18 protein-coding genes and 6 tRNA genes are annotated in these 20,371 nt (G+C 66.7%); 16 read left to right on the top strand and 8 right to left on the bottom strand.

Annotation, left to right across the window (positions count from 1 at the left end; translation table 11 throughout):
• Nucleotides 1-6: 6 nt before the first annotated feature.
• Together DBV14_RS14550 and DBV14_RS14545 are read right to left on the bottom strand one after the other, a co-directional pair.
• Nucleotides 7-1,182, bottom strand: coding sequence for a UxaA family hydrolase (locus DBV14_RS14550; protein WP_124459870.1), 1,176 nt, complete (start codon nt 1,180-1,182; stop codon nt 7-9).
• Between the two features lie 51 nt (nt 1,183-1,233).
• Entirely contained in the window at nt 1,234-1,515 is a 282-nt protein-coding gene (locus tag DBV14_RS14545) for a UxaA family hydrolase (RefSeq protein WP_093238744.1), read from the bottom strand.
• 126 nt (nt 1,516-1,641) lie between these two features.
• On the opposite strand from DBV14_RS14545, the gene DBV14_RS14540 reads away from it, so the two are divergent.
• Nucleotides 1,642-2,412, top strand: coding sequence for a GntR family transcriptional regulator (locus DBV14_RS14540; RefSeq protein ID WP_124459869.1), 771 nt, complete (start codon nt 1,642-1,644; stop codon nt 2,410-2,412).
• Nucleotides 2,413-2,430: 18 nt separating this feature from the next.
• On the opposite strand, the gene DBV14_RS14535 is transcribed toward DBV14_RS14540, so the two are convergent.
• Nucleotides 2,431-3,369: a LysR family transcriptional regulator gene (locus DBV14_RS14535; RefSeq protein ID WP_124459868.1), complete on the bottom strand. Its 939-nt coding sequence runs from the start codon at nt 3,367-3,369 to the stop codon at nt 2,431-2,433.
• Nucleotides 3,370-3,452: 83 nt separating this feature from the next.
• Here DBV14_RS14535 and DBV14_RS14530 point away from each other — a divergent pair, with 83 nt between their 5' ends.
• Genes DBV14_RS14530 through DBV14_RS14520 form a run of 3 tightly spaced genes read left to right on the top strand, consistent with a single transcriptional unit; the run spans nt 3,453 to nt 8,174 of the window.
• The gene (locus DBV14_RS14530; RefSeq protein WP_124459867.1) at nt 3,453-6,392 is read left to right on the top strand and encodes a molybdopterin oxidoreductase family protein; all 2,940 of its coding nucleotides are present in this window, start codon (nt 3,453-3,455) and stop codon (nt 6,390-6,392) included.
• Nucleotides 6,389-7,231 carry a 4Fe-4S dicluster domain-containing protein gene (locus tag DBV14_RS14525; protein WP_221621890.1) on the top strand — a complete coding sequence of 281 codons (843 nt, stop codon included), beginning with the start codon at nt 6,389-6,391 and terminating at the stop codon, nt 7,229-7,231. The genes DBV14_RS14530 and DBV14_RS14525 overlap by 4 nt, the downstream gene beginning before the upstream one ends.
• A 7-nt stretch (nt 7,232-7,238) precedes the next feature.
• Nucleotides 7,239-8,174, top strand: coding sequence for a DmsC/YnfH family molybdoenzyme membrane anchor subunit (locus tag DBV14_RS14520; RefSeq protein ID WP_124459866.1), 936 nt, complete (start codon nt 7,239-7,241; stop codon nt 8,172-8,174).
• A gap of 10 nt (nt 8,175-8,184) precedes the next feature.
• Here the strand turns inward: DBV14_RS14520 and DBV14_RS14515 are convergent, their stop codons facing one another.
• The 3 genes from DBV14_RS14515 to DBV14_RS14505 form a co-directional block, all read right to left on the bottom strand.
• Nucleotides 8,185-9,114, bottom strand: coding sequence for an SMP-30/gluconolactonase/LRE family protein (locus DBV14_RS14515; RefSeq protein ID WP_124459865.1), 930 nt, complete (start codon nt 9,112-9,114; stop codon nt 8,185-8,187).
• Nucleotides 9,115-9,170: 56 nt separating this feature from the next.
• Entirely contained in the window at nt 9,171-10,019 is an 849-nt protein-coding gene (locus tag DBV14_RS14510) for a hypothetical protein (protein ID WP_124459864.1), read from the bottom strand.
• Nucleotides 10,020-10,119: 100 nt separating this feature from the next.
• Nucleotides 10,120-10,308 carry a hypothetical protein gene (locus tag DBV14_RS14505; RefSeq protein WP_124459863.1) on the bottom strand — a complete coding sequence of 63 codons (189 nt, stop codon included), beginning with the start codon at nt 10,306-10,308 and terminating at the stop codon, nt 10,120-10,122.
• A 238-nt stretch (nt 10,309-10,546) separates the two neighbouring features.
• Between DBV14_RS14505 and DBV14_RS14500 the strand changes: the two genes are divergently transcribed.
• The 9 genes from DBV14_RS14500 to DBV14_RS14455 all read left to right on the top strand — a co-directional run bounded on the left by DBV14_RS14500 (nt 10,547) and on the right by DBV14_RS14455 (nt 13,773).
• Complete coding sequence (locus tag DBV14_RS14500) at nt 10,547-11,203, top strand: response regulator transcription factor (RefSeq protein WP_124459862.1); 657 nt, start codon at nt 10,547-10,549, stop codon at nt 11,201-11,203.
• Nucleotides 11,200-12,585 (top strand): sensor histidine kinase KdpD, encoded by a 1,386-nt coding sequence (locus tag DBV14_RS14495; protein WP_124459861.1) that lies wholly within the window; start codon nt 11,200-11,202, stop codon nt 12,583-12,585. The genes DBV14_RS14500 and DBV14_RS14495 overlap by 4 nt, the downstream gene beginning before the upstream one ends.
• A gap of 154 nt (nt 12,586-12,739) precedes the next feature.
• Nucleotides 12,740-12,949 (top strand): hypothetical protein, encoded by a 210-nt coding sequence (locus tag DBV14_RS14490; protein ID WP_124459860.1) that lies wholly within the window; start codon nt 12,740-12,742, stop codon nt 12,947-12,949.
• Between the two features lie 194 nt (nt 12,950-13,143).
• Nucleotides 13,144-13,220, top strand: a tRNA-Leu gene (locus tag DBV14_RS14485).
• A 13-nt stretch (nt 13,221-13,233) separates the two neighbouring features.
• Nucleotides 13,234-13,311 (top strand) — tRNA-Pro (locus DBV14_RS14480).
• 37 nt (nt 13,312-13,348) lie between these two features.
• A tRNA-Trp gene (locus DBV14_RS14475) sits at nt 13,349-13,424 on the top strand.
• A 99-nt stretch (nt 13,425-13,523) separates the two neighbouring features.
• Nucleotides 13,524-13,599, top strand: a tRNA-Asp gene (locus DBV14_RS14465).
• Between the two features lie 18 nt (nt 13,600-13,617).
• Nucleotides 13,618-13,691, top strand: a tRNA-Cys gene (locus DBV14_RS14460).
• A 6-nt stretch (nt 13,692-13,697) separates the two neighbouring features.
• A tRNA-Asn gene (locus DBV14_RS14455) sits at nt 13,698-13,773 on the top strand.
• A gap of 9 nt (nt 13,774-13,782) precedes the next feature.
• On the opposite strand, the gene DBV14_RS14450 is transcribed toward DBV14_RS14455, so the two are convergent.
• Nucleotides 13,783-14,703, bottom strand: a complete 921-nt coding sequence (locus DBV14_RS14450; RefSeq protein WP_124459859.1) for a LysR family transcriptional regulator — start codon at nt 14,701-14,703, stop codon at nt 13,783-13,785.
• 151 nt (nt 14,704-14,854) lie between these two features.
• Here DBV14_RS14450 and DBV14_RS14445 point away from each other — a divergent pair, with 151 nt between their 5' ends.
• From DBV14_RS14445 to DBV14_RS14435, 3 genes are read left to right on the top strand one after another with little or no spacing between them, the layout of a single operon-like run.
• Nucleotides 14,855-15,979: a mandelate racemase/muconate lactonizing enzyme family protein gene (locus DBV14_RS14445; protein WP_124459858.1), complete on the top strand. Its 1,125-nt coding sequence runs from the start codon at nt 14,855-14,857 to the stop codon at nt 15,977-15,979.
• The gene (locus DBV14_RS14440; RefSeq protein ID WP_260397031.1) at nt 15,976-16,911 is read left to right on the top strand and encodes a dihydrodipicolinate synthase family protein; all 936 of its coding nucleotides are present in this window, start codon (nt 15,976-15,978) and stop codon (nt 16,909-16,911) included. The genes DBV14_RS14445 and DBV14_RS14440 overlap by 4 nt, the downstream gene beginning before the upstream one ends.
• A gap of 49 nt (nt 16,912-16,960) precedes the next feature.
• Nucleotides 16,961-17,935: a tripartite tricarboxylate transporter substrate binding protein gene (locus tag DBV14_RS14435; protein ID WP_124459857.1), complete on the top strand. Its 975-nt coding sequence runs from the start codon at nt 16,961-16,963 to the stop codon at nt 17,933-17,935.
• A gap of 20 nt (nt 17,936-17,955) precedes the next feature.
• Here DBV14_RS14435 and DBV14_RS14430 read toward each other — a convergent pair whose 3' ends face one another.
• The gene (locus DBV14_RS14430) at nt 17,956-19,728 is read right to left on the bottom strand and encodes an Ig-like domain-containing protein (protein WP_260397030.1); all 1,773 of its coding nucleotides are present in this window, start codon (nt 19,726-19,728) and stop codon (nt 17,956-17,958) included.
• Nucleotides 19,729-20,371: the final 643 nt, after the last annotated feature.

Genomic DNA, 20,371 nt, shown 5'->3' with positions numbered 1-20,371 from the left:
CGCGGGTCAGGCCGACTCGTACAAGCGCGTCATCACGAACTCGCGGTGGCCCAGCGCCTCGGCCGCGGTGAGCCGGCCGTTGGCGGTGCGCAGCATGCATTCGAGCAGCTGGTCGCCGGCCTGGTCGAGCGTCATCTCGCGCTGCAGCAGGCCCGAGGTGTCGACGTCGACGTGCTCGCTCATGAGCCGCACGGTGCGCGGGTTGGCGCAGATCTTGATGACGGGCAGGATCGGGTTGCCGATCACGTTGCCCTGGCCCGTGGGGAAGAAGTGCACCGCGTAGCCCGAGGCGGCGCACAGCGTGACCATTTCGGCGGCGGCGCTGGATGAGTCCATGAACCACAGGCCGGGGCTGGTGGGAATCTCGGCCTTGTCGAGCACGCCGTCGACCAGGCACTTCTTGCCGATCTTCTGGATGTTGCCGAGCGCTTTTTCTTCGATGGTCGTCAGGCCGCCCGCGATGTTGCCCTTGGTGGGTTGCGAGTCCGACAGGTCGCTGGTCTTGTGGCGGTTGATCATGTCCTGGTAGCGGTTGAACATGAACATGAAGCGTTCCTTCACGTCGGGCGTGCGGCAGCGGTCGGCCACGATGCGTTCGCCGCCCGTGATCTCCGAGGTTTCGCCGAACACCAGCGTGTTGCCGGTTTCGTAGAGTTTGTCGAAGGCGTTGCCCACGGTGGGGTTGGAGCCGCAGCCGGAGGTGGTGTCGCTCTCGCCGCACTTGGTGGACACCCACAGCTCGTGAATGCCGCAGGGCTCGCGCCGCTTCTCGCTGGCGTTCTGCACGAACTCGCGCGCCACCTTGCTCGCGCGCAGGATGGTGTCGTGGTCGCCGTGGCCCTCGATGCCGAAGCCCGCCACCGGCTTGCCCGTGGTGGCAATGCCGTCGACCACCTTCTGCGTCCAGCTGTCCTCGATGCCGATGACGACCACGGCCGCCACGTTGGGGTTGCAGCCCGCGCCGATGAGCGTGCGGAAGTGCAGGTCGAGATCGGCGCCGAACTGCAGGCGGCCGTAGGGATGCGGAATGGCGAGCGCGCCCTTGATGTTGTGCGCCACGGCTTCCGCGGCGGCGTTGGAGAGGTCGTCCAGCGGCAGGATGATGACGTGGTTGCGCACGCCGACGCGGCCGTTTTCGCGGCGGTAGCCCAGGAAGGTGGTGTCTTTGGAAATGATGGACATGCTGTGCTTTCGGATTCGTGGGTGAGGGGAGTTGGCGAAGCGGGCGGGTTCTTACCAGCGCTTGGTCTTGATGTTCTGGACGTGCGCGTGTTCGCCGGCCTTGATCGGCGCGACCACCTTGCCCATGTCGATGCCGTACTTCCACACCGTGTCGCCGGTGGCCATGTCCTTGAGCGCGACCTTGTGGCCGATCGGGATGTCCTGGCGCGCATCGACGCTGGTCATCCGGTCCTCGTCCATGATCCAGCCGGTGAGCGACATGCCGGCCTTGACGCCTTCCACCACCACGACCGCGACCGTGTCCTTGGCGTCGTGCAGAACGAAATGAATCATCGTTGTCTCCTGTTGTGACTCGCTGAAAATTTGCAGCCGGGCCAGTGTCCGAGCGCGTGTCTCCGGGTGTCAAACAGGTCATATGAATGACTTGAATGAATTGCGATGCTGCCCAACAATCGCGCCATGCCCCGCCCGACCGACCCGTCCGTGTTCGAACCGATACCCGCCGACTCGGCGGGCGCGCCGCTCTACCGGCTGGTCAAGCGCTCGCTGCTGCGCGCCATCGAATCGGGGCGCTGCGCGGCCGGCAGCACGCTGCCGAGCGAGACCGAACTGGCCGCTGCGCTGGGCGTGTCGATCGGCACGCTGCGCCATGCGACGGACGACCTCGTGGCCGAGCACATCCTGGTGCGGCGGCAGGGGCGCGGCACTTTCGTTGCGGTGCACAACGCCGACCGCTTCATGTTCCAGTTCTTCCACGTCGAGCGCAGCGACGGGCTGCGGCAGGCGCCACAGGTGGAGTTCGTCGCCTTCGAGCGCGTGCGCATGGACGAGGAGCCCGCGCAGGCGCTGGGCCTGCGAACCGGCGAGCCGGCCATCCAGATCGACAACCGCTTGCTGCTGCAGGGCAGGGCGGTGATCCACGACCGGCTCACGCTGCCGGCGCTGCTGTTCAAGGGCCTGACCGAGAAGCGCTTTCGCGAGCGGCCGAGCACCATCTACCACCTCTACCAGACCGAGTTCGGCATCACCGTGACGCTGGCGCGCGAACGCGCACGCGCCATGGCGGCCGACCGAAGCGTGGTGCGCATCCTCGGCGTGGCGCAGGGCGCCCCGGTGATGGAGGTGAAGCGCACCGCGCTCACCTTCGGCGACAAGCCGGTGGAGTACCGCGTGTCGACCATCAACACGGCGCAGTACGAGTACGTGCACCTGCTGTCGCGGCCGGCCTGAACGGCCGCGCGGGTGTCGTCAGGCCTGGCGGCTGGCCTGCGTGCGCGGCACGGTCGCCCCGCAATGGCGAAGAAAGTCGGCGGTGGCGCGGCCCAGCAGCTTGTCGCGGTGCATCACCGTGGCCAGCCGGCGCATGCCCGCGGGCAAGCGCGTGCGCAGCTCGACCAGGTGGCCGTCTTCCAGCGCCTGCGCCACTGTGTAGCGCGACAGGCAGGCCAGGCCGGTGCCCGAGGCCACCACGCGCTTGATGGCCTCGGTGCTGCCCAGCTCGAAGCCCACGTGCACCTGGTCGAGGTTCTGGATCAGCCAGGCGTCGGTGACTTGCCGCGTGCCCGAGCCGTGTTCTCGCAGCACCCAGGTGGCTTGCGACAACTGCCGGTGGGTGGCGATGCGGTTCGCCAACGCATGGCCGGGCGCGGCCACGATCACCAGTTCGTCTTCGCGCCATGCGCGCACCACGAGGTCGGGGTGGGTCTGCGGCCCTTCGATGAAGCCGACATCGACGTCGAAGCCCGCCACCGCCTCGATCACATCGCGCGTGTTCGCGATGTGCAGCCGCACCTGGCTCTGCGGATGCAGGGCGGTCCATTGCGACACGCGTTCGGGCAGCAGGTACTCGCCGATGGTGAAGCTGGCCGCCACCCGCAGCGGTGCCGCGTGCTCGCCGCTGAACAGCGCCTGCACGTCGCTGGCCTGGTCGAGCAGCGCCTGCGCCTTGGGCAGCAGCGCGCGGCCGTTTTCATTGAGCACCAGCCGGCGGCCGATGCGGTCGAACAGCAGGGCGCCAACAGAGGTTTCGAGGTCGGCGAGCGCGCTGCTCGCGGCCGACTGCGAGCGCGCGATGCGGTCGGCCGCGGCGCGGGTGCTGCCGCCGCGCGCGGTGGCCACGAACACTTCGAGCTGGCGCAGGTTGAGGCGCAGCCGCTGGGCGGATTGCTGATCTGTTTTTCCGGTCATCGTGAGCAATATTCTGCGCTTTTTCGTTCGATGGAAGGCCTCTAGCATCGGCACAGCCCCCGCTTGAAAACAAAGGACCGCCAGTGTTCAGTTTCCTGTCCCGCGAGCCCGTGCACGATCCGCTGTCGGCCCCCACGCCCACGGCCGATACCGAGGTCAAGACCACCACCTGCTACATGTGCGCCTGCCGCTGCGGCATTCGCGTGCACCTGCGCGAGGGTGAGAAGGGGCCTGAGGTGCGCTACATCGACGGCAACCCGAACCACCCGCTGAACCAGGGCGTGATCTGCGCCAAGGGCTCGTCGGGCATCATGAAGCAGGTGTCGCCCGCGCGCATCACGCAGCCGCTGCTGCGCAAGGCCGGCAGCGAGCGCGGGGCCGGGGAGTTCGAGCCCATCAGCTGGGAGCGCGCCTACGGCATGCTGACCGAGCGCCTGGGCCACATCCGCGCCACCGACCCGAAGAAGTTCGCGCTGTTCACGGGGCGCGACCAGATGCAGGCGCTCACCGGCCTGTTCGCGCGGCAGTTCGGCACGCCCAACTACGCGGCGCACGGCGGCTTCTGCTCGGTCAACATGGCCGCGGGAATGATCTACACCATCGGCGGCAGCTTCTGGGAGTTCGGCGGGCCCGACCTGGAACGCGCCAAGCTGTTCGTGATGATCGGCACGGCCGAAGACCACCACAGCAACCCGATGAAGATTGCCATCAGCAAGTTCAAGCGGGCGGGCGGGCGCTTCATTTCCATCAACCCGGTGCGCACGGGCTACTCGGCCATTGCCGACGAATGGATTCCGATCAAGCCGGGCACCGACGGCGCGCTGTTCATGGCGCTGCTGCACGAGCTGATCGGCAACGAACTGGTGGACCATGCATTCCTCAAGCGCTTCACCAACGCCCCGCAGCTGGTGGTGCTGGACGATTGCGAGCGCGAAGGGCTGTTCGCCTTCGACCCCGAGCGCGGTCCGCCCGGCGATGGGCGCAACCCGCACAACAAGCTGGTGTGGGACAAGGCCAGCGGCAGCGTGAAGCCCGCCTACCCCGAAGGCATCGAAGACGGGTGCGACCCCGCGCTCGAAGGCCACTACACGCTGGCCGACGGCACGCGCGTGGCGCCGTCGTTCCAGTTGCTGCGCGAGCGCGTGGCGAGCTGCACGCCCGAATGGGCGCAGGCCATCACCGGCATCGATGCGGCGCGCATCCGCAAGCTGGCGCGCGAGATGGGCGACACGGCGCTGAAGCAGGCCTTCGAACTGCCCATTCCCTGGACCGATGCCTGGGGCAAGAAGCACCCGACCACGCAGGCGCGGCCGGTGGCCTTTCATGCGATGCGCGGGCTGGCGGCGCATTCGAACGGATTCCAGACCGTGCGTGCGCTGGCGGTGCTGATGAGCGTGCTCGGCACCATCGACGCGCCTGGCGGCTTTCGGCACAAGGCACCGTACCCGAGGCACATCGTGCCCAACTACCGGGCCTTCAACGACCCGGGAATGATCCAGCCGAACACGCCGCTCAACGCGGCGCCGCTGGGTTTTCCGGCCAGCCCGGACGAGCTGGCCATCAACCCCGACGGCTCGCCGATCCGCATCGACCATGCGTTTTCGTGGGAGCACCCGCTGTCGGCGCACGGGCTCATGCACAACGTGATCACCAACGCGGCGAAGGGCGACCCCTACCGCATCGACACGCTGATGATCTTCATGGCCAACATGGCGTGGAATTCGAGCATGAACACCATGGGCGTGCGCGAGATGCTCAACCGCAAGGACGAGAAGGGCGAGCACATGATTCCGTTCCTGGTGGTGTGCGACGCCTTCCAGAGCGAGACCGTGGCCTTTGCCGACCTGGTGCTGCCCGACACCACCTACCTGGAGCGCCACGACGTGATGGGAATGCTCGACCGGCCGATCTCGGAGTTCGACGGGCCGGTCGATTCGGTGCGCGTGCCGGTGGTGCCGCCGACCGGGGAGTGCAAGCCCTTCCAGGAGGTGCTGATCGAGCTGGCGTCGCGGCTGAAGTTTCCGGCCTTCACCACGCCCGAGGGCGGGCGCAAGTACACGGGCTACCCGGACTTCGTCGTCAACTTCGAGCCGCAGCCGGGCATCGGTTTCCTGATGGGCTGGCGCGGCAAGGACGGCACCGAGCACCTGCGCGGCGCGCCCAACCCGAAGCAGTGGGAGGCGTATGCGCAGAACAACTGCGTGTTCCAGTACCACATGCCCGAGACGATGCACTACATGCGCAACTGGAACCGGGAGTACCTGGACTTTGCGAAAGACAAGGGCTGGCGGCAACGCAACGACCCGGTGCAGCTGGCGCTGTATTCCGACACGCTGCAGAGCTTCCGCCTCGCGGCACAGGGCAAGAGCCCCGGGCGGCAACCGCCCGATGCCTTGCGCGAGCGCATCGACACGTATTTCGACCCGCTGCCTTTCTGGTATGCACCGCTCGAAGAAGCCGCGACCGACCTCGACGCCTATCCGCTCAATGCGCTGACGCAACGGCCGATGGCGATGTACCACTCGTGGGATTCGCAGAACGCGTGGCTGCGGCAGATCCACAGCCACAACTACCTGCACGTGAACCCGCTCACCGCCGAAGCGGCGGGCATTGCCGACGGCGGCTGGTGCTGGGTCGAGAGCCAGTGGGGCAAGGTGCGTTGCATGCTTCGCTACAGCGAGGCCGTGGAGCCGGGCACGGTGTGGACGTGGAATGCGATCGGCAAGGCCGATGGCGCTTGGCAACTGGCGCCGGGCTCGGACGAAGCGCGCAAGGGTTTCCTGCTGAACCACCTGATCAGCGAAGAGCTGCCGTTCGCGGGAACGGCGAGCGGACGCATCAGCAACTCGGACCCGATCACCGGGCAGGCGGGGTGGTACGACGTGCGGGTGCGCATAAGGCCGGCGGAACCTGGCGAGCCTGAAGAGACATTTCCGCAGATGGCGAGCATGCCGAGCGCGCCCGGGGTGCTGGGGAAGGCGGCGAGCGTGCTGACGTACTTTGCGGGGAGGGGGAAGAAATGATGCAGTGGTTGAAGGACCTGATGGCGGCCCCGTCTCCGGTTTCGCTCCCTCCCCTTCCGGGGGAGGGCTGGGGTGGGGGCACGACGGCCTTCATTGAAGCGCGGCCTGCAGTTGATGCGCCGCTGCCCCCACCCCAACCCTCCCCCGGGAGGGGAGGGAGTAAAACCACGCAACGCGCCGAGCAGGGCGAAACGCTCGCCAAGCAACTCGCCCTCGTCATCGACCTCAACGTCTGCGTCGGCTGCCATGCCTGCGTCACCTCCTGCAAGCAATGGAACACCTCCGGCAGCGCCGGCCCGCTGGCCGATGAGCGGCCCTACGCCGCCAACCCCACCGGCACCTTCTTCAACCGCGTGCAGACCTACGAGGCCGGCGCGTTCCCGGTCACCGAGACCATCCACTTTCCCAAGAGCTGCCTGCACTGCGAAGACCCACCGTGCGTGCCGGTGTGCCCCACGGGCGCCAGCTACAAGCGCAAGGAAGACGGCATCGTGCTGGTCGACTACGACAAGTGCATCGGCTGCAAGTACTGCGCGTGGGCCTGCCCTTATGGCGCACGCGAGCTCGATGAAGAACGCCAGGTCATGACCAAGTGCACGCTGTGCGTCGACCGCATCTACGACGAGCAGTTGCCCAAGGAAGACCGCAAGCCCGCCTGCGTGAAAGCCTGCCCCACGGGCGCGCGCATCTTCGGCGACGTGAAGGACCCGGACTCCGACGTGTCGAAGGCCATTCGCGAACGCGGCGGCTACCAGCTGATGCCCGAGTGGGAAACCAACCCCGCCAACCAGTACCTGCCGCGTCACATCACGCAGTCGACCGACGCGCCGAGGGAGTAGCCAGAAGATGCATCCCGCGTTCTCGATTCTTTTCTTCACCACGCTGTCGGGTGCCGCGCAGGGGCTGGTGTTCACGCTGGCGCTGGCGGTGTTGTTCGGCCTCGGGCTGTCGCCGGGTTTCCTGTTGATGGCGCTGGGCGTGGCCGAGGTGCTGCTCGTGGCCGGCCTGGCCGCGTCGTTCATGCACCTGGGCCGCAAGACGCGCGCCTGGCGTGCGGTGCTGATGTGGCGCACCTCGTGGATGTCGCGCGAAGTGATCGTGCTGCCGGGCTTCATCGCGCTGGTGGCGCTGTGGTGGCTGTCGTTGCAGTTCGGCGCCGGTGCACCGTTCACGTGGCTGCTGCCGGTGCTGGTGCTGTGCGGCGCCGTCGCGCTGTGGTACTGCACCGCGATGATCTACGCCTGCCTGCGCTTCATCGAGGAGTGGGCGCATCCGCTGACCATCGTCAACTTCACGCTGATCGGCCTGTCGTCGGGGCTGGTGCTGGCCTGTGCAATGGCGGCGCTGGCGGGCGAGGCGCGCTTCGTGCAGGTCTTCGGGCCGTGCGCGCTCGTTGCCACGCTGGCGGCATGGGCCGCGCGGGCAAAGGCGCTGCGGCGCAACGCGGGCATTCGCCACAAGTCGACCTTGCAATCGGCCACCGGCATCCGCACGCAGAAGCTGGTGCAGAAGTCGATGGGCATGTCGGCCGGGTCGTTCAACACGCGCGAGTTCTTTCACGGCGCTTCGCTCGCCGCGCTGAAGAACATGAAGCTCGGCTTCCTGTTGCTGGCCTTCGCGTTGCCGGCGCTGCTGCTGGTGTGCGGCTTGATGGGCGGTGGTCTCACGTGGCCGTGGCTGCTTGCGGTGCTGGTGCAGGCACCGGGCCTGCTGGCCGAGCGCTGGTTCTTCTTTGCGCAGGCCAAGCACCCGCAGAACCTGTACTACCAGGTGGTGTCGTGATGCGTAGCAGTCAGGCCTGGAAGTTCAGCGCCAGGCCGGGCGTGGGCCAGTCGTCGATGGCGATCAGCCGGCCGCTGCCCGACGGGGTGACGAAAGCCGTGCGCCGGTCGCGCCCGCCGAAGCAGATGTTGGTGGTGTAGCGGTCGGGCAGCGGCACGTGCTCGACGCTGCCGCCATCGGGCGCGACGATGCTGATGCCGCCATGCAGCAGCGTGGCCACGCACAGGTTGCCCAATGCATCGACCGCCATCGAATCGAAGCGCTGGTAGTGCCCGCCCGGCGAGGCGCACAGCATGCGGCCGCCATGCGGCGAGGGCCAACCGTCCTTGCGCACGCGCCCCGGTGCCGTGATGTCGAAGGCCCAGACGCGCGCGCCTTCGGTCTCGGCGTAGTAGAGGGTCTGGCCGTCGGGCGAAAGCGCGATGCCGTTGGGCGTCATCACGGGCCGTGCGATCGCATGGGCGGCACTGCCATCGGCATGGCCGTAGAACAGGCCGCCGCGGTCCATGTCGCGCTCGCGCACCTTGCCCAGGTCGGTGAAGTAGAAGCCGCCTTGCGCGTCGAACACGATGTCGTTGGGGCCGCAAAGCGCGCCGCCCTCGACCGTGTCGTACAGGCGTTCTGCGCGGCCCGTGGCCAGGTCGATGCGCTCGATGCGACCGCCTGAATAGTCGGCCGCCTGGCCCACCGGCCGCACGCAGCCGTCGGCTTCGGTGTGCCACCTGAACCCGCCGTTGTTGCACACGTACACCGCGCCGTCGGGCCCGATGGCCGCGCCGTTCGGTCCTCCACCCAGGTCGGCGACCACCTGCACCAGCCCATCGGCGCGCACCCGCGTGAGCGTGCCGCGTGCAATTTCGACCAGCAGCACGGAGCCGTCGTCCATGGCGATCGGCCCTTCGGGAAACTGCAGGCCGGTGGCGAGTTCGCGAATCTGCATCGGGAGTCCTCGGTGGTGCTTCGGGCCGCCAGTTTGCTACCACTCGCAGGGAAACGCTAAGCCGCGGCGTTTCGAATGGCGGGCTCGCGTATGGCCGCTCGCGCAAGCCGCCATGCAAGGAACAGGAAGCCCAGCGGCAGCACGATGGTCTGCAGCACGAACAGCGCAATGAGCTTGACGATGCGCTCGGCCCAGTCCGACGCCGACTTCAATATCTGCTCGTAGGTCGCCTTCAGGTTGGGCAGCTTCGGCAGCCAGCGCTCGATGCGGTCTTTCCAGCCTTCCTGCGCGGTGGGCGCTTCTTGCGTTGCATCGACCACCGCGGTCGGCGATTTCTCGATGCCCGACAGCGCGGTCTGGTACTCGCTGGCCATGAACACGCGGTAGATGCCTTCGTTGGCCACCGCGCTGAGCGGCACCGCGAAGCGCACCAGCAGCAGCCCGATCAGCGCCGACTGCAGCCAGCGCGGCGAGCGCCCGCGCCGCCAGCGCACCACCGTCCATGCGAGCGCGACCGCGCAGACCAGGTAAGACATGAGGTGGTGCGCACCGATGTTCAGCAGCACCAGCTGGATGCCGAACGACACGCTGGCCGCCAGCATGATGGCCGCGAACTGCTCGATCAGTTCGTTCAGCGGCTTCAGCGCCTGTCCGGGCGCGAAGCTGACGCCCACGCCGCCCGGCGTGGCATCGACCTGGGTGCCTTGCGCCACCGAGACCACGGCGCCCAGCGCGCGTGCCGCGGCGAAGGTGGTGAGCGCGCGCTTCAGGCCGTCGTTGACCTGCTCGCGCGCGGGCGCATCGATGGGAGCGATCCAGCAGCCGACCAGCACGAGGACGGCGACGAGCAGCAGGTAGGCGCGCTGCAGCGCCTGGTTGTTCTTCAGGGGCGTGGTGTTCTGCATGCGCGCCATTCTGTGGCCTCGGTGCGCCGGCACCGGTTTTGCCCGCACGGAGGCGGGGGAAACGTGGGACGCGTGGGAAACGCTCGAAACGCGCGAGCCGCTACTTCAGCAATGCGCGCAGCAGGCGCGATTGCTTCAGCCGAACGATCAGGCTGCAGCGGCTGAGCCGGCAGTGCAGCTGCATCAGGAACGGGGCCGCGCGCGGGTCTTTTTCAAGGCCGTGCTTGCCGGTGGCGTCCGGCTCTTTCTTCACGAGCACGGCGTGTACCGCCGCGTCGTCGGGGTGCATTTCTGCGGCGCTGGGAGGGGCTCTTCCGTCGCCGCAGGCCGAGAGTGCCATGGCGACCAGAACCGCTGCCACAAGCGACCGGCGCTTCGGGATTCTGAAGACGGGGACCACGCAAAACTCCAATGAATCCGGGCGGCCGACCGTTGCCCCCGTGGCTGCCCGGTAGATCGGGGGGAAGCGCATTGTTTGCCGCCGAACCTTTGGCAATGCTTAAGGTTGGTGCATGGACAATCCGGCCATGCACCTCCTGCTCATTGAAGACGACCTGGACCTGGGGCGGGCGCTCTCGCAAGCGCTCAAGGCCGAGGGTTTCAGCATCGAGTGGCTGCGCCGCATCGCCGACGCACCCCGGTCCTTCGAGGGCGACGCCTGCGGCTGCGTGCTGCTCGACGTGAGCCTGCCCGACGGCTCGGGCCTGCAACTGCTCTCGCGCTGGCGGCGTTCGGGCGTGACGGTGCCCATCGTCGTCATCACCGCGCGCTCGGCACTCGAAGACCGGCTGGCCGGGCTCGATGGCGGCGCCGACGACTACGTGGTCAAGCCCTTTGCCACGCCCGAGCTGGTGGCCCGCATTCATGCGGTGCGGCGGCGCTACGCGCACCAGGCCAGCGACGTGTGGACCTTCGGCGAACTGGAGATCGAACCGCGCAGCCACGTGGCGCGGCTGGCCGGCGCGGTGCTCGACCTGTCGCCGCGCGAATTCCAGCTGGTGCTGGAGCTGGCGCGCGAACCCGGCGCGGTGATTCCCAAGGGCACGCTGTCGCAGCGGCTCGACCCGCTGGGCGAGCCGGTCGACTTCGGCGCCATCGAAGTGCATGTGTCGAACCTGCGCCGCAAGATCGGCGCCGAGCGCATCAAGACCGTTCGCGGGGTCGGCTACATGCTCGCGTCATGAAGTGGCTGTTCAAGCGCAGCCTGGTGCGCCGCGTGGCGCTGTCGCTGCTGTTCGCCTTCACGCTGGCATGGGCCGCGCTCATCGCCTTCCTGTACATCGAGTTCAGCATGAACATGAGCACGGACTCGAGCGTGGTGCGCGCGGGGCGCCAGCTCAATGCCGTGCTGGCCGACATCGAGAAGGAAGACGTCGCCGTGGCCGTCACGGACTCGATGGCCAAGCTCATCAACGAGCTGCGCCGCGGCGAGGGCAACCTGCCCGGGGAGGTGGTCTTCATGCTGAAGGACCACGCCGGGCGGATGCTGTACGTGTCCCCGCAGATCGCCGGCCATGCACTGAAGGGCGAGCACGACCGCATGGTCGACATCAAGCTCGGCAGCCAGAGCTACTGGCTTTACGAGGGGAGCAACACGCACTGGAAGCTGTGGCTCGGCGAGCCGCATTCGGGCATTACCTGGCTGCTCGGGTTCATCGGCAGTTCGCTCTTCATGCCCTTCCTGGTGGCCTTTCCCTTTGTGCTGGCGCCCGTGTGGATTGCCGCCGCGCAGGGCATCAAGCCGCTGCGCATGTTGGGCGAGCGAATTCACCAGCGCAGCGCGGAAGACCTGTCGCCGCTGGGGTTCGATCCGAAGTACGCCGAGCTGGAGCCGCTCGTGAACGCACTCGAAGACCTGCTCTCTCAACTGCGGGGCAAGGTCGACCGGGAGCGGTCGTTCGTGAACGATGCGGCGCACGAGCTGCGGACTCCGCTGGCCGTGATCGGCGCGCAGGCGCACGTGCTGTCGCGCTCCACCGATCCGAAGGAGCGGGAAGAGGCCGCGCAGCACCTGACGCACGCGATTGCGCGCGGCTCGCACCTCATCCAGCAGTTGCTGGAGCTGGCAACGATGGACGGCTCCACGCACCCCGAGATGCAGCGCATCGACGTTGCCGAACTGACGCGGCGGCACCTGGCGCAGGCCTCGAAGGACGCGGCCAACCGGCAGCTGGAGCTGATGCTCGAATCACCCGACAGCGTGCGCTTCAGCCTGCCGGTGCCGTTGTACGAATCGGTGCTGCGCAACCTGCTCGACAACGCGGTGAAGTATGTCGACGTGGGCGGGCACGTGATCGTGACGCTGCGGCTCGAAGACGGCGTGCTGACGCTGTCCGTCGTCGACAGCGGCCCGGGCATTCCGCTGGAAGAGCATGCGCTGGTGTTCGACCGCTTTCACCGTGTGGCGGGCACTTCCGCACATGGCACTGGGCTGGGCCTGGCGATTGCGCGGCAAGCCTGCCAGCGCATGGGCGGAACCATCGAGCTGGCGCAGAACCCGGCGGGCCGCGGCTGTGCGTTCACGGTCAGCATACGAAGCCGGCTCACGCTCGATTCGTTGCGTTGAACGCAGTGCGGTGCGTTGCAGTGCATTGCGTAAATTATTTTTACGCAACGTGTTGACGGCGGCGTAAAGACTATTTACAGTTCAACTCATTCGCGGTCCAGGCCGCGGCAAATTCAACCCGACATCGCAACACAGACAGACACCAGGAACCATCGTGAACGCAGCCGTCATTCGCACCCACAGCATTCGACCCGTATCGGGCCGTGCGCTCGTGCGCGTTTCGCTGTGCAACGGACTGGGCGGCCTGGGCGTGCTGGCGTTGCAGCAGCTCGATCAGTGTCCGAATCCGATGCAGGCCCTGCAGGCACAGCCGTGGGATTGCGCCAGCGAGGATCAGGTGTCACCGGGTGGAGGAAGTGCATAAGCGCGTACCTTCCAAGCGCTCTCAAGCAGAGGCCCGGACACCGAAAGGTTCCGGGCCTTTTTGTTTTTTCATCCAGCGATCGTGCTGCATGGCACCGGGCTTCGGCCTTGTGGACGTTCATTAAAAACCTGCATCGACGAGGTACGGCGACCGGCCACTGGAAACGGATCGCGCGCCTCTTACTCATTCATTCAGCCCCGGTGACGGAACCGGCATACGTGTCCGCCTTAGAAGCGGAATTCTGGGAGTTCGAATCTCCCCTGGGGCACCAATCGATTTTTTCTCTGGGTGTAGTGTCAATCTGGTAGACGGCCTGCCTTGGAAGCAGGAGGCTGCAGGTTCAAATCCTGCCACTCAGACCATTCATTTCTTGTTCTTCTTTTTTCTCATGCCTCTCATGCGTATGTAGCTCAACTGGCAGAGCACTGGACTCCAAACCCAGCGGTTGAAGGTTCGACTCCTTCCGTGCGCGCCACCTTTTTCGATGGCCCTTCGCCTAGTGGTCCAAGGCACCGGGTTTTGATCCCGGTATCCAAGGTTCGAATCCTTGAGGGCCTGCCATCTTTTTCTTTTCGCTCCGCTAACTCAGTGGCCAGAGTGCCTCCCTGTCTAGGAGGAAGCCAGGGGTTCGACTCCCCTGCGGGGCGCCATCTTTTTCTTGTTCTTTCGGCGCGGTAGCAAAGTGGCCATGCAACGGATTGCAAATCCGTCTACACCGGTTCAACTCCGGTCCGCGCCTCCATTCTTTTCCCCGGTAGCTCAGTGGTAGATGCGGCGCACTGTTAATGCGCATGTCACACGTTCGATCCGTGTTCGGGGAGCCAGTTGGTTGTTCAGCGCGTGGAAGCGCGCGCCGAGCCGCGTTGCGCCTGCTCGGCCGGCTGCGGAAAATGCGCCCGCGCGATGTCCACCAGCGCCTCGACCAGCGGTGCCCGCACGGTCGAGCGTTGCCACAGAACGCCGACGGTCCGCGCGGGGCAGGGCGGTGGCAGCGGCCACTTCTTGAGCTCCCGGTTGGGCGCGCCGATGACGGCCCAGTCGGGCAGCACCGAAACCCCCAGCCCCTCGGCCACCAGTTTGGCGATGTACTCGATGCCATCGAGCTCGACGCGAACGTTGGGCCGTATGCCCAGCTGGCGCAGGTAGTCGTCGGCCATCTTGCCCCCCACGACCTGCCGGTCGTAGCGAATGAACGGTTCGCGCGCGATGGTGGCCAGCGCCGACGCGACCTTCATGCGCGCGGGCGTCAGCAAGACCAGCGGTTCGCGGCGCAGGCCGTGCCAGCTGCTGGTCTTTGGCAGTTCGAAGGTCGGGTGCACGAGGATCGCGGCGTCGAGTTCGCCCGCCATGACCCGGCCGTACAGCGCGGTGGTCGAGCCGGGCTCGATGTAGATGCCGATGTGCGGATGGCGCCGCACCCAGTCTTTCAGGATCAGCGGGATGATGCCCATGAGCCCCGTGGGTATGGCGCCGAGCCGCAGCGGCCCCGCGGGAAGCTCGGTGTCCGATGCCGCCGATTGCAGGTCTCGCAGTTCGCGCAGCACGCTGCGCGCACGCGCCAGGATGCGCGTGCCCGACACCGTGGGCCGCACGGTTCGCCCCGAGCGCACGATGAGCTGGCTGCCGATGTCCGCCTCCAGCGCCCGCACGCGCTGCGCGATGGTGGCGGGCGTCATGTCCAGATGCCGCGCCGCTTCGGCGATGGAGCCGAGCTCTACGACCGATACGAAGCTCTGCAGAAACCGTGAATCCATGGTGTGGGGTGCCGTCGTGTTTGCTGAAGCGTGCGGGCCGACTGTGCCCGCGCAAGAAGAAACAATTTACGTCTTCAGAAGATATGAAACAACCATTTTTCTTTGCTTTGAGGAATCCCAGAATCTCCTGCGACACAACCAGGAGACCTCTTTGCCGAAGATTCAATCCATTCATTTCTGCGCCGCCGCCATTCCGCTCGACCGCGTGACGTCGTTCTCGAACCGCACCGTCAGCGTGCGCCACTACGGGCTGGTCAAGGTCCGCTCCGACGATGGCGTGGAAGGCATCGGCTTCTGCTACGTGGGCAGCGCCGGTGGTGCGCTGTTCGAGGCCGCGGTCGAGCAGTTGCTGGCGCCGGTGCTGATCGGCAAGGACTCGTACGCGGTCGAAGGGCTGTGGGCGGCCATGTACCAGGAGTCGCTGTTGCAGGGGCGCTCGGGCACCGTCATGCGTGCCATCAGCGCGCTCGACACGGCGCTGTGGGACCTCAACGCCCGGACGCACCAGCTCCCGTTGCACAAGTACCTGGGCGCGGTCGAGCTCGAATCGGTGCCGGCCTATGCCAGCGGCGGCTACTACCTCGAAGGCAAGACGCCCGCGATGCTGGGGCATGAGATGGCCAGCTACGTCGACAAGGGCTTCAAGGCCGTGAAGATGAAGACCGGCCGCCTCTCGCCCAAGGAAGAAGAAGCACGGCTGAAGGCCGCGCGCGATGCCGTCGGGCCCGACGTCGAATTGATGATGGACTGCAACAACGGCTGGGTCGACACCACGCAGGCGATGCAGTACATCCGCCGCTTCGAAGCCTACGACCCGTATTTCATCGAAGAGCCTTTCGGCCCCGACGACATCGAGAGCCACGCGAAGCTGGCCAGGCTGACGCGCATTCCGGTGGCAACCGCGGAGATTGGCTACGGCCGCTGGTATCACAAGGAGCTGCTCGACAAGGGCGCGACGTCGATCCTGCAGACCGATGCATTGGTGTGCGGCGGCATCACGGAGTGGAAGCGCATTGCCGCGACCGCCGCGAGCTACGGCGTGGTGATGTGCCCGCACTGGTTCCACGACGTGCATGCGCCGCTGGTCGCGGCCACGCCCAATGCGCGCTACGTGGAATTTTTCTGGGACGACCAGGTGCTGAATTTCCGCCGCCTGATCGACCGCCAGCTCGACCACCAGAATGGCCGCGTCGTGCTGCACCAGACGCCGGGGCTGGGCTTCGGCTTCGAAGAGAAGGCGGTGCAGAAGTACGGCCGGTGGAGCGTGGCGAAGTGAGTGCGCCCAAGCTGCGCGGCGTGCTGTCGCCGGTGCTGACACCGTTCGATGCCGACCTTGCGCCGTCGGTGCCGCGCTTCGTGCGGCATTGCCGCTGGCTGCTCGGCCAGGGCGTGGGCCTGTCGGTGTTCGGCACCAACTCCGAGGCCAACTCGCTGACCGTGCAAGAGAAGCGGGGCTTGCTTGATGCCTTGCTGCAAGACGGCGTTTCGCCCGACCGGCTGATGCCGGGCACCGGCACCTGTGCGCTCGCCGACACCATCGAGCTGACGCGGCACGCCGTGGCAGCGGGCTGTGCCGGCGTACTGATGCTGCCGCCGTTTTTCTACAAGGGCGTTTCCGACGAAGGGCTCTTTCGCAGCTATGCGCGGGTGATCGATGCGGTCGCCGACGAGCGACTGCGCATCTACCTGTATCACATCCCTCCGGTTTCGCAGGTCGGCATCAGCCTGGCGCTGATCGAGCGTCTGCTGAAGGCCTACCCGCGCACGGTGGCCGGCATCAAGGACAGCTCGGGCGACTGGAACAACACGGCCGCGATGCTGCGCGAATTCCAGTCCGGCGGCTTCGATGTGTTCGCCGGCACGGAGACGGTGCTGCTGCCCACGCTGCGCGGCGGTGGCGCGGGCTGCATCACCGCGACCGGCAACGTGAACCCCGCGGCCATCGTCGACCTGTACGAGCACTGGACCGAAGCCGATGCGGAAGACAGGCAGAAGGCGCTGAACGAAACGCGTGCCGTGTTCCAGGCGCTGCCGATGATCGCGGCCATGAAGGCGACCATTGCGCGGCACACTGGCGACGCCGGCTGGGCGGCGGTGCGTCCGCCGCTCGTCGAGATCGAGCCCGCGCAGCGGACCACGCTGGCCGCCGGGCTCGATGCCCGCGGCTTCCGCATGCCTGATGCATCGGCACTGGCATCGGCCGCCTGACGACAGGCCGGCAGACACACACATCGAAGAACAAGCAGGAGACAAGAAAATGAAGCGCAGGCTATTTGCCAAGGGAGCCGTTGCGGCCACCCTGGCCGCAACGACGGGCGTGTTCGCCCAGACCACGTCCAGGGGCGTGACGAAGCTCGTCGTCGGGTTTCCGCCCGGCGGCGGCACCGACGTGCTGGCGCGGCTGTTGGCCCAGAAGCTGGGCGTGATGTGGGGCACGCCGGTCGTCGTCGAGAACAGGGCGGGCGCGGCCGGAATGATCGCGGCCGAGCAGGTGGCGCGGGCGGACCCCGATGGCAGCACCTTGCTGATGGCGCACATCAACAGCCACGGCATCGCACCCGGCCTGCAACCGGGCCTGGGTTATTCGGCGGAGCGCGATTTCGCGCCGATCGCGCTGGTCGGCGCCACGCCGCAGATGCTCATCTGCGAGAGCAACCAGCCGGTCAAGACACTCAAGGGGCTGGTCGCGCTGTGCCGCAGCCGGCCCGGTGAAATCGTCTTCGGCTCGGCCGGCAACGGATCGGCCCAGCACCTGGCGCTGGAGCTTTTCAAGGCGCGCGCCAACATCGACGTGCTGCATGTGCCGTACAAGGGCTCGGCGCCTTTGGTGAGCGACATGCTCGGCGGCCACGTGCAGTACAGCTTCGAGGGCATGACCACGGCCAGGCAGTACCTGGGCGGCGGAAAGATGACGGCCATTGCCCAGACGCGGCTGAAGCGGTCGAAGAGTTTCCCGGCCGTGCCCACGCTCGCGGAGTCGGGGTTCGAAGGCTACGAGGCCAGCATCTGGTTCGGGCTGGTCGGGCCGGCAAAGATGCCGCCGGCCACCATCGCCCGCATGAACAAGGACGTGAACACCGTGCTGGCAATGCCCGACGTGGTCGCGCGGCTCGACCAGTTCGGCGCCGAGGACGGCGGTGGCAGCGCACAGCGCTTCGGCGACTTCATGCATGCCGAGCGCGAGAAGTGGGCACGCATCATCAAGACCGCCAACATCTCGGTCGACAAGTAAGTTAACAGGGCGGCGCTTCGTCAGGTGCCGGGCGCGCGGGACGCGGCCGCCGTGCGGATCTTCGGCGCCGCCGGTGGTGCGGCATGCGGCAACGCGCCACGGCCCGCTGCCTCGGCCTCTTCGTCCTTCAGTGCAAGCGCACGGTAGGGCACCAGGTGCGGCTTCACCTGCATCTGGGCCGAGACGCTGGCGGTGTTGCCCGCCGCATCGATGGCCCGCGCCTCGATGCTCGCGTAGCCCGAAGCGGCGGGCGTCCAGTTGCAGGTGTAGGGCGCGGCCTTCACGGTGCACAGCGTCTTGCCATCGACGATGAACTGCATCTCTGCAATGCTCGTGTTGGCCTGCGCCGTGGCGGAAAGCGGCGTCGACGTGCTCACGCCCGTGAAGGTGGGCACGGCCACCGACACCGTGGGCGGCGTCGTGTCCACGGGCGGGTTGACCATCACGTTCGCCGTGGCCATGGCCGAGTTGCCCGCGGCGTCCACGCCGATCACGCGGATCGTCTGCATGCCGGGTGCCAGCGGCGTCCACGTGCAGGTGTAGGGCGGTGCTTCGAAGGTGCAGATCGGAATGCCGTCGATGCCCGCCACCTTCACGCCCCACACGCCCACGTTGTCGACCACCGCCGGCGCGATGGTGACGGGCTGGCCCACCGTGGCCATGGCCGGTGCCGACAGCGACACCGTGGGCGGCGTGGTGTCGACCACGCCCAGCGCCACGTCGATGGTGAAGGCGGCCTGGCCCTTCACGGCCTTCTGCTCGAAGGCATCGAAGATCGTGAACCAGCTTGCCATCGGTGCCCGGCCTGGCGCCGAGGCCTTGACCAGCAGCGTCGACTTGGCGCTGTTGAAGCAGGTAAAGCCGCACTCCCAGTCGAACGCGAAGCGGCCCGCCGCGTCGGCCGTGCCCTGCACCAGCAGCACCATCGGTTGTTGCGACGACGGGGCACCGGCATTGCGCCACACGGACACCTGCGCGCCGGGCAGCGCCGCGCCCGTTGCGCGGTCGGTGATGCGCACCTGCGTGGCGGTGGTGCCCGCCATGTACTTCGATGTGCCGAACTTCGGCCAGTCGCTCCAGTCGGTGTTGATGTTGGCCTTGGTGCCCGCCGTGAAGCGGATCATGTTCAGTGTGATGACGCGGTTGGTGGCCGGGTCGCGCCGCGGCTCGAACACCGTGCCCAGCAGCGGGTCGAGCCGCCAGTCCTGGCGCGTCCACCAGTAGCGGTCGGTGTCGTTCGCCAGCGCCAGGTCGGCTTGCGGCGCGGTGCCCGTCGTGTCCTTCACCATCGCGGCGTTGTAGTACTCGCCGGCACCGGCGCCGAACACGTGCTCCAACTCGTGCAGCAGCGTCTTCAGCTGCCGGCCCAGGTAATCTTTTTCGGTGGACTCGGGCGCGGCGGTGGTGATGGCGCGCGACAGGCGCAGCGGATCGTGAATGGCGATCCAGTTCAGGTTCCAGGCCACGCCCTTTTGCGGGAACGTCCAGCTCGCGGCAAGCCCGCCGTGGCTGTAGCCCTTGGTGGACTTGTTGATGCACACCGCGATCTCGCCGTCGACCAGCCCGCTGTGGCTGCACGCGGGGGCCGAGGCGGGCGCGATCAGTTGCAGGTCGCTCACGGGGTTGAACACGAAGCTGCGTACCGTCTCGCGCGTGAACACCGTGTTGACGTCGGCCACGTACTGCGCAAGGCGCCGGCCCGCTTCGGCCGGGCCCAGTTCGTCGGCCAGTGCCGGGTCGACGAAGAACTTCAGGCGGTGCACGCTGTGTGGTGCATTGCCAACGCTGTTCAACTCGGCCAGGGCTGTAGCCGGTGTGCCAGGAACACCGGCGAACAGGGCTGCGACAGAGAGAAGAACACGGGAAAGGAGCGAAGAAGGGGCGCCCATCTGTTCGCGCGTTTGTGTATCAAAAATGTAAGATTTACGTGATTTAAACACATAAACGCTTCATTTTTTACATAAATGAAACAACTGCAGAGGCGGCTGCAAAGGCGTGTCGGCACCGAAGGGCGCGCGATCAACGTCCCGGTTGTCGGAGCTCAAATGCGGCGGAAGACGCCGCGCGCCTCACGCGCTCAGGGCGCAGTCATTCCCTGGATACTGTTCGCGCCAAAGCGCTCGGCGTCTGCGGCGGGAAACACCGCGACCTTCTTTGAAATCTGGATTTCAAGTAATTAGTTTGGCCTCAGTTCGCAGCGCTGAAGTTCAAAGAACCTGCAGCTCTATTTCGCCTGTGTCTGGAAAGCCGGAAGCAAGGTGTCATGCGATTGCGGTTTCATCGGGTCGTTCGAAAACTCGGAAAAAGAAGAAGCCCCGACAGGGCATCGAGATTCACGCGCCGACCGAGTTGCCGCCCTGCGCGGGCTTCGTCGGCAAGGTGCCGCGCTTGCACTGCGATGGCAAAGCTGCGGCTCACCCAATTGCAATCCTGCAG

Source organism: Variovorax sp. KBW07 (assembly GCF_003852515.1).
Taxonomy (GTDB): domain Bacteria; phylum Pseudomonadota; class Gammaproteobacteria; order Burkholderiales; family Burkholderiaceae_C; genus Variovorax.
The sequence above is the reverse complement of the archived record's forward strand: the minus strand, read 5'-3'. Positions and strand labels throughout refer to the sequence as shown.

What these genes read in the sequence shown, in the direction of transcription:
- DBV14_RS14535 (WP_124459868.1), bottom strand. Translation starts at nt 3,369, where the DNA reads ATGACCGGAAAAACAGATCAGCAATCCGCCCAGCGGCTGCGCCTCAAC.
- DBV14_RS14540 (WP_124459869.1), top strand. Translation starts at nt 1,642, where the DNA reads ATGCCCCGCCCGACCGACCCGTCCGTGTTCGAACCGATACCCGCCGAC.
- DBV14_RS14495 (WP_124459861.1), top strand. Translation starts at nt 11,200, where the DNA reads ATGAAGTGGCTGTTCAAGCGCAGCCTGGTGCGCCGCGTGGCGCTGTCG.
- DBV14_RS14500 (WP_124459862.1), top strand. Translation starts at nt 10,547, where the DNA reads ATGCACCTCCTGCTCATTGAAGACGACCTGGACCTGGGGCGGGCGCTC.
- DBV14_RS14545 (WP_093238744.1), bottom strand. Translation starts at nt 1,515, where the DNA reads ATGATTCATTTCGTTCTGCACGACGCCAAGGACACGGTCGCGGTCGTG.
- DBV14_RS14520 (WP_124459866.1), top strand. Translation starts at nt 7,239, where the DNA reads ATGCATCCCGCGTTCTCGATTCTTTTCTTCACCACGCTGTCGGGTGCC.
- DBV14_RS14450 (WP_124459859.1), bottom strand. Translation starts at nt 14,703, where the DNA reads ATGGATTCACGGTTTCTGCAGAGCTTCGTATCGGTCGTAGAGCTCGGC.
- DBV14_RS14505 (WP_124459863.1), bottom strand. Translation starts at nt 10,308, where the DNA reads ATGCACCCCGACGACGCGGCGGTACACGCCGTGCTCGTGAAGAAAGAG.
- DBV14_RS14435 (WP_124459857.1), top strand. Translation starts at nt 16,961, where the DNA reads ATGAAGCGCAGGCTATTTGCCAAGGGAGCCGTTGCGGCCACCCTGGCC.
- DBV14_RS14550 (WP_124459870.1), bottom strand. Translation starts at nt 1,182, where the DNA reads ATGTCCATCATTTCCAAAGACACCACCTTCCTGGGCTACCGCCGCGAA.
- DBV14_RS14515 (WP_124459865.1), bottom strand. Translation starts at nt 9,114, where the DNA reads ATGCAGATTCGCGAACTCGCCACCGGCCTGCAGTTTCCCGAAGGGCCG.
- DBV14_RS14510 (WP_124459864.1), bottom strand. Translation starts at nt 10,019, where the DNA reads ATGCAGAACACCACGCCCCTGAAGAACAACCAGGCGCTGCAGCGCGCC.
- DBV14_RS14525 (WP_221621890.1), top strand. Translation starts at nt 6,389, where the DNA reads ATGATGCAGTGGTTGAAGGACCTGATGGCGGCCCCGTCTCCGGTTTCG.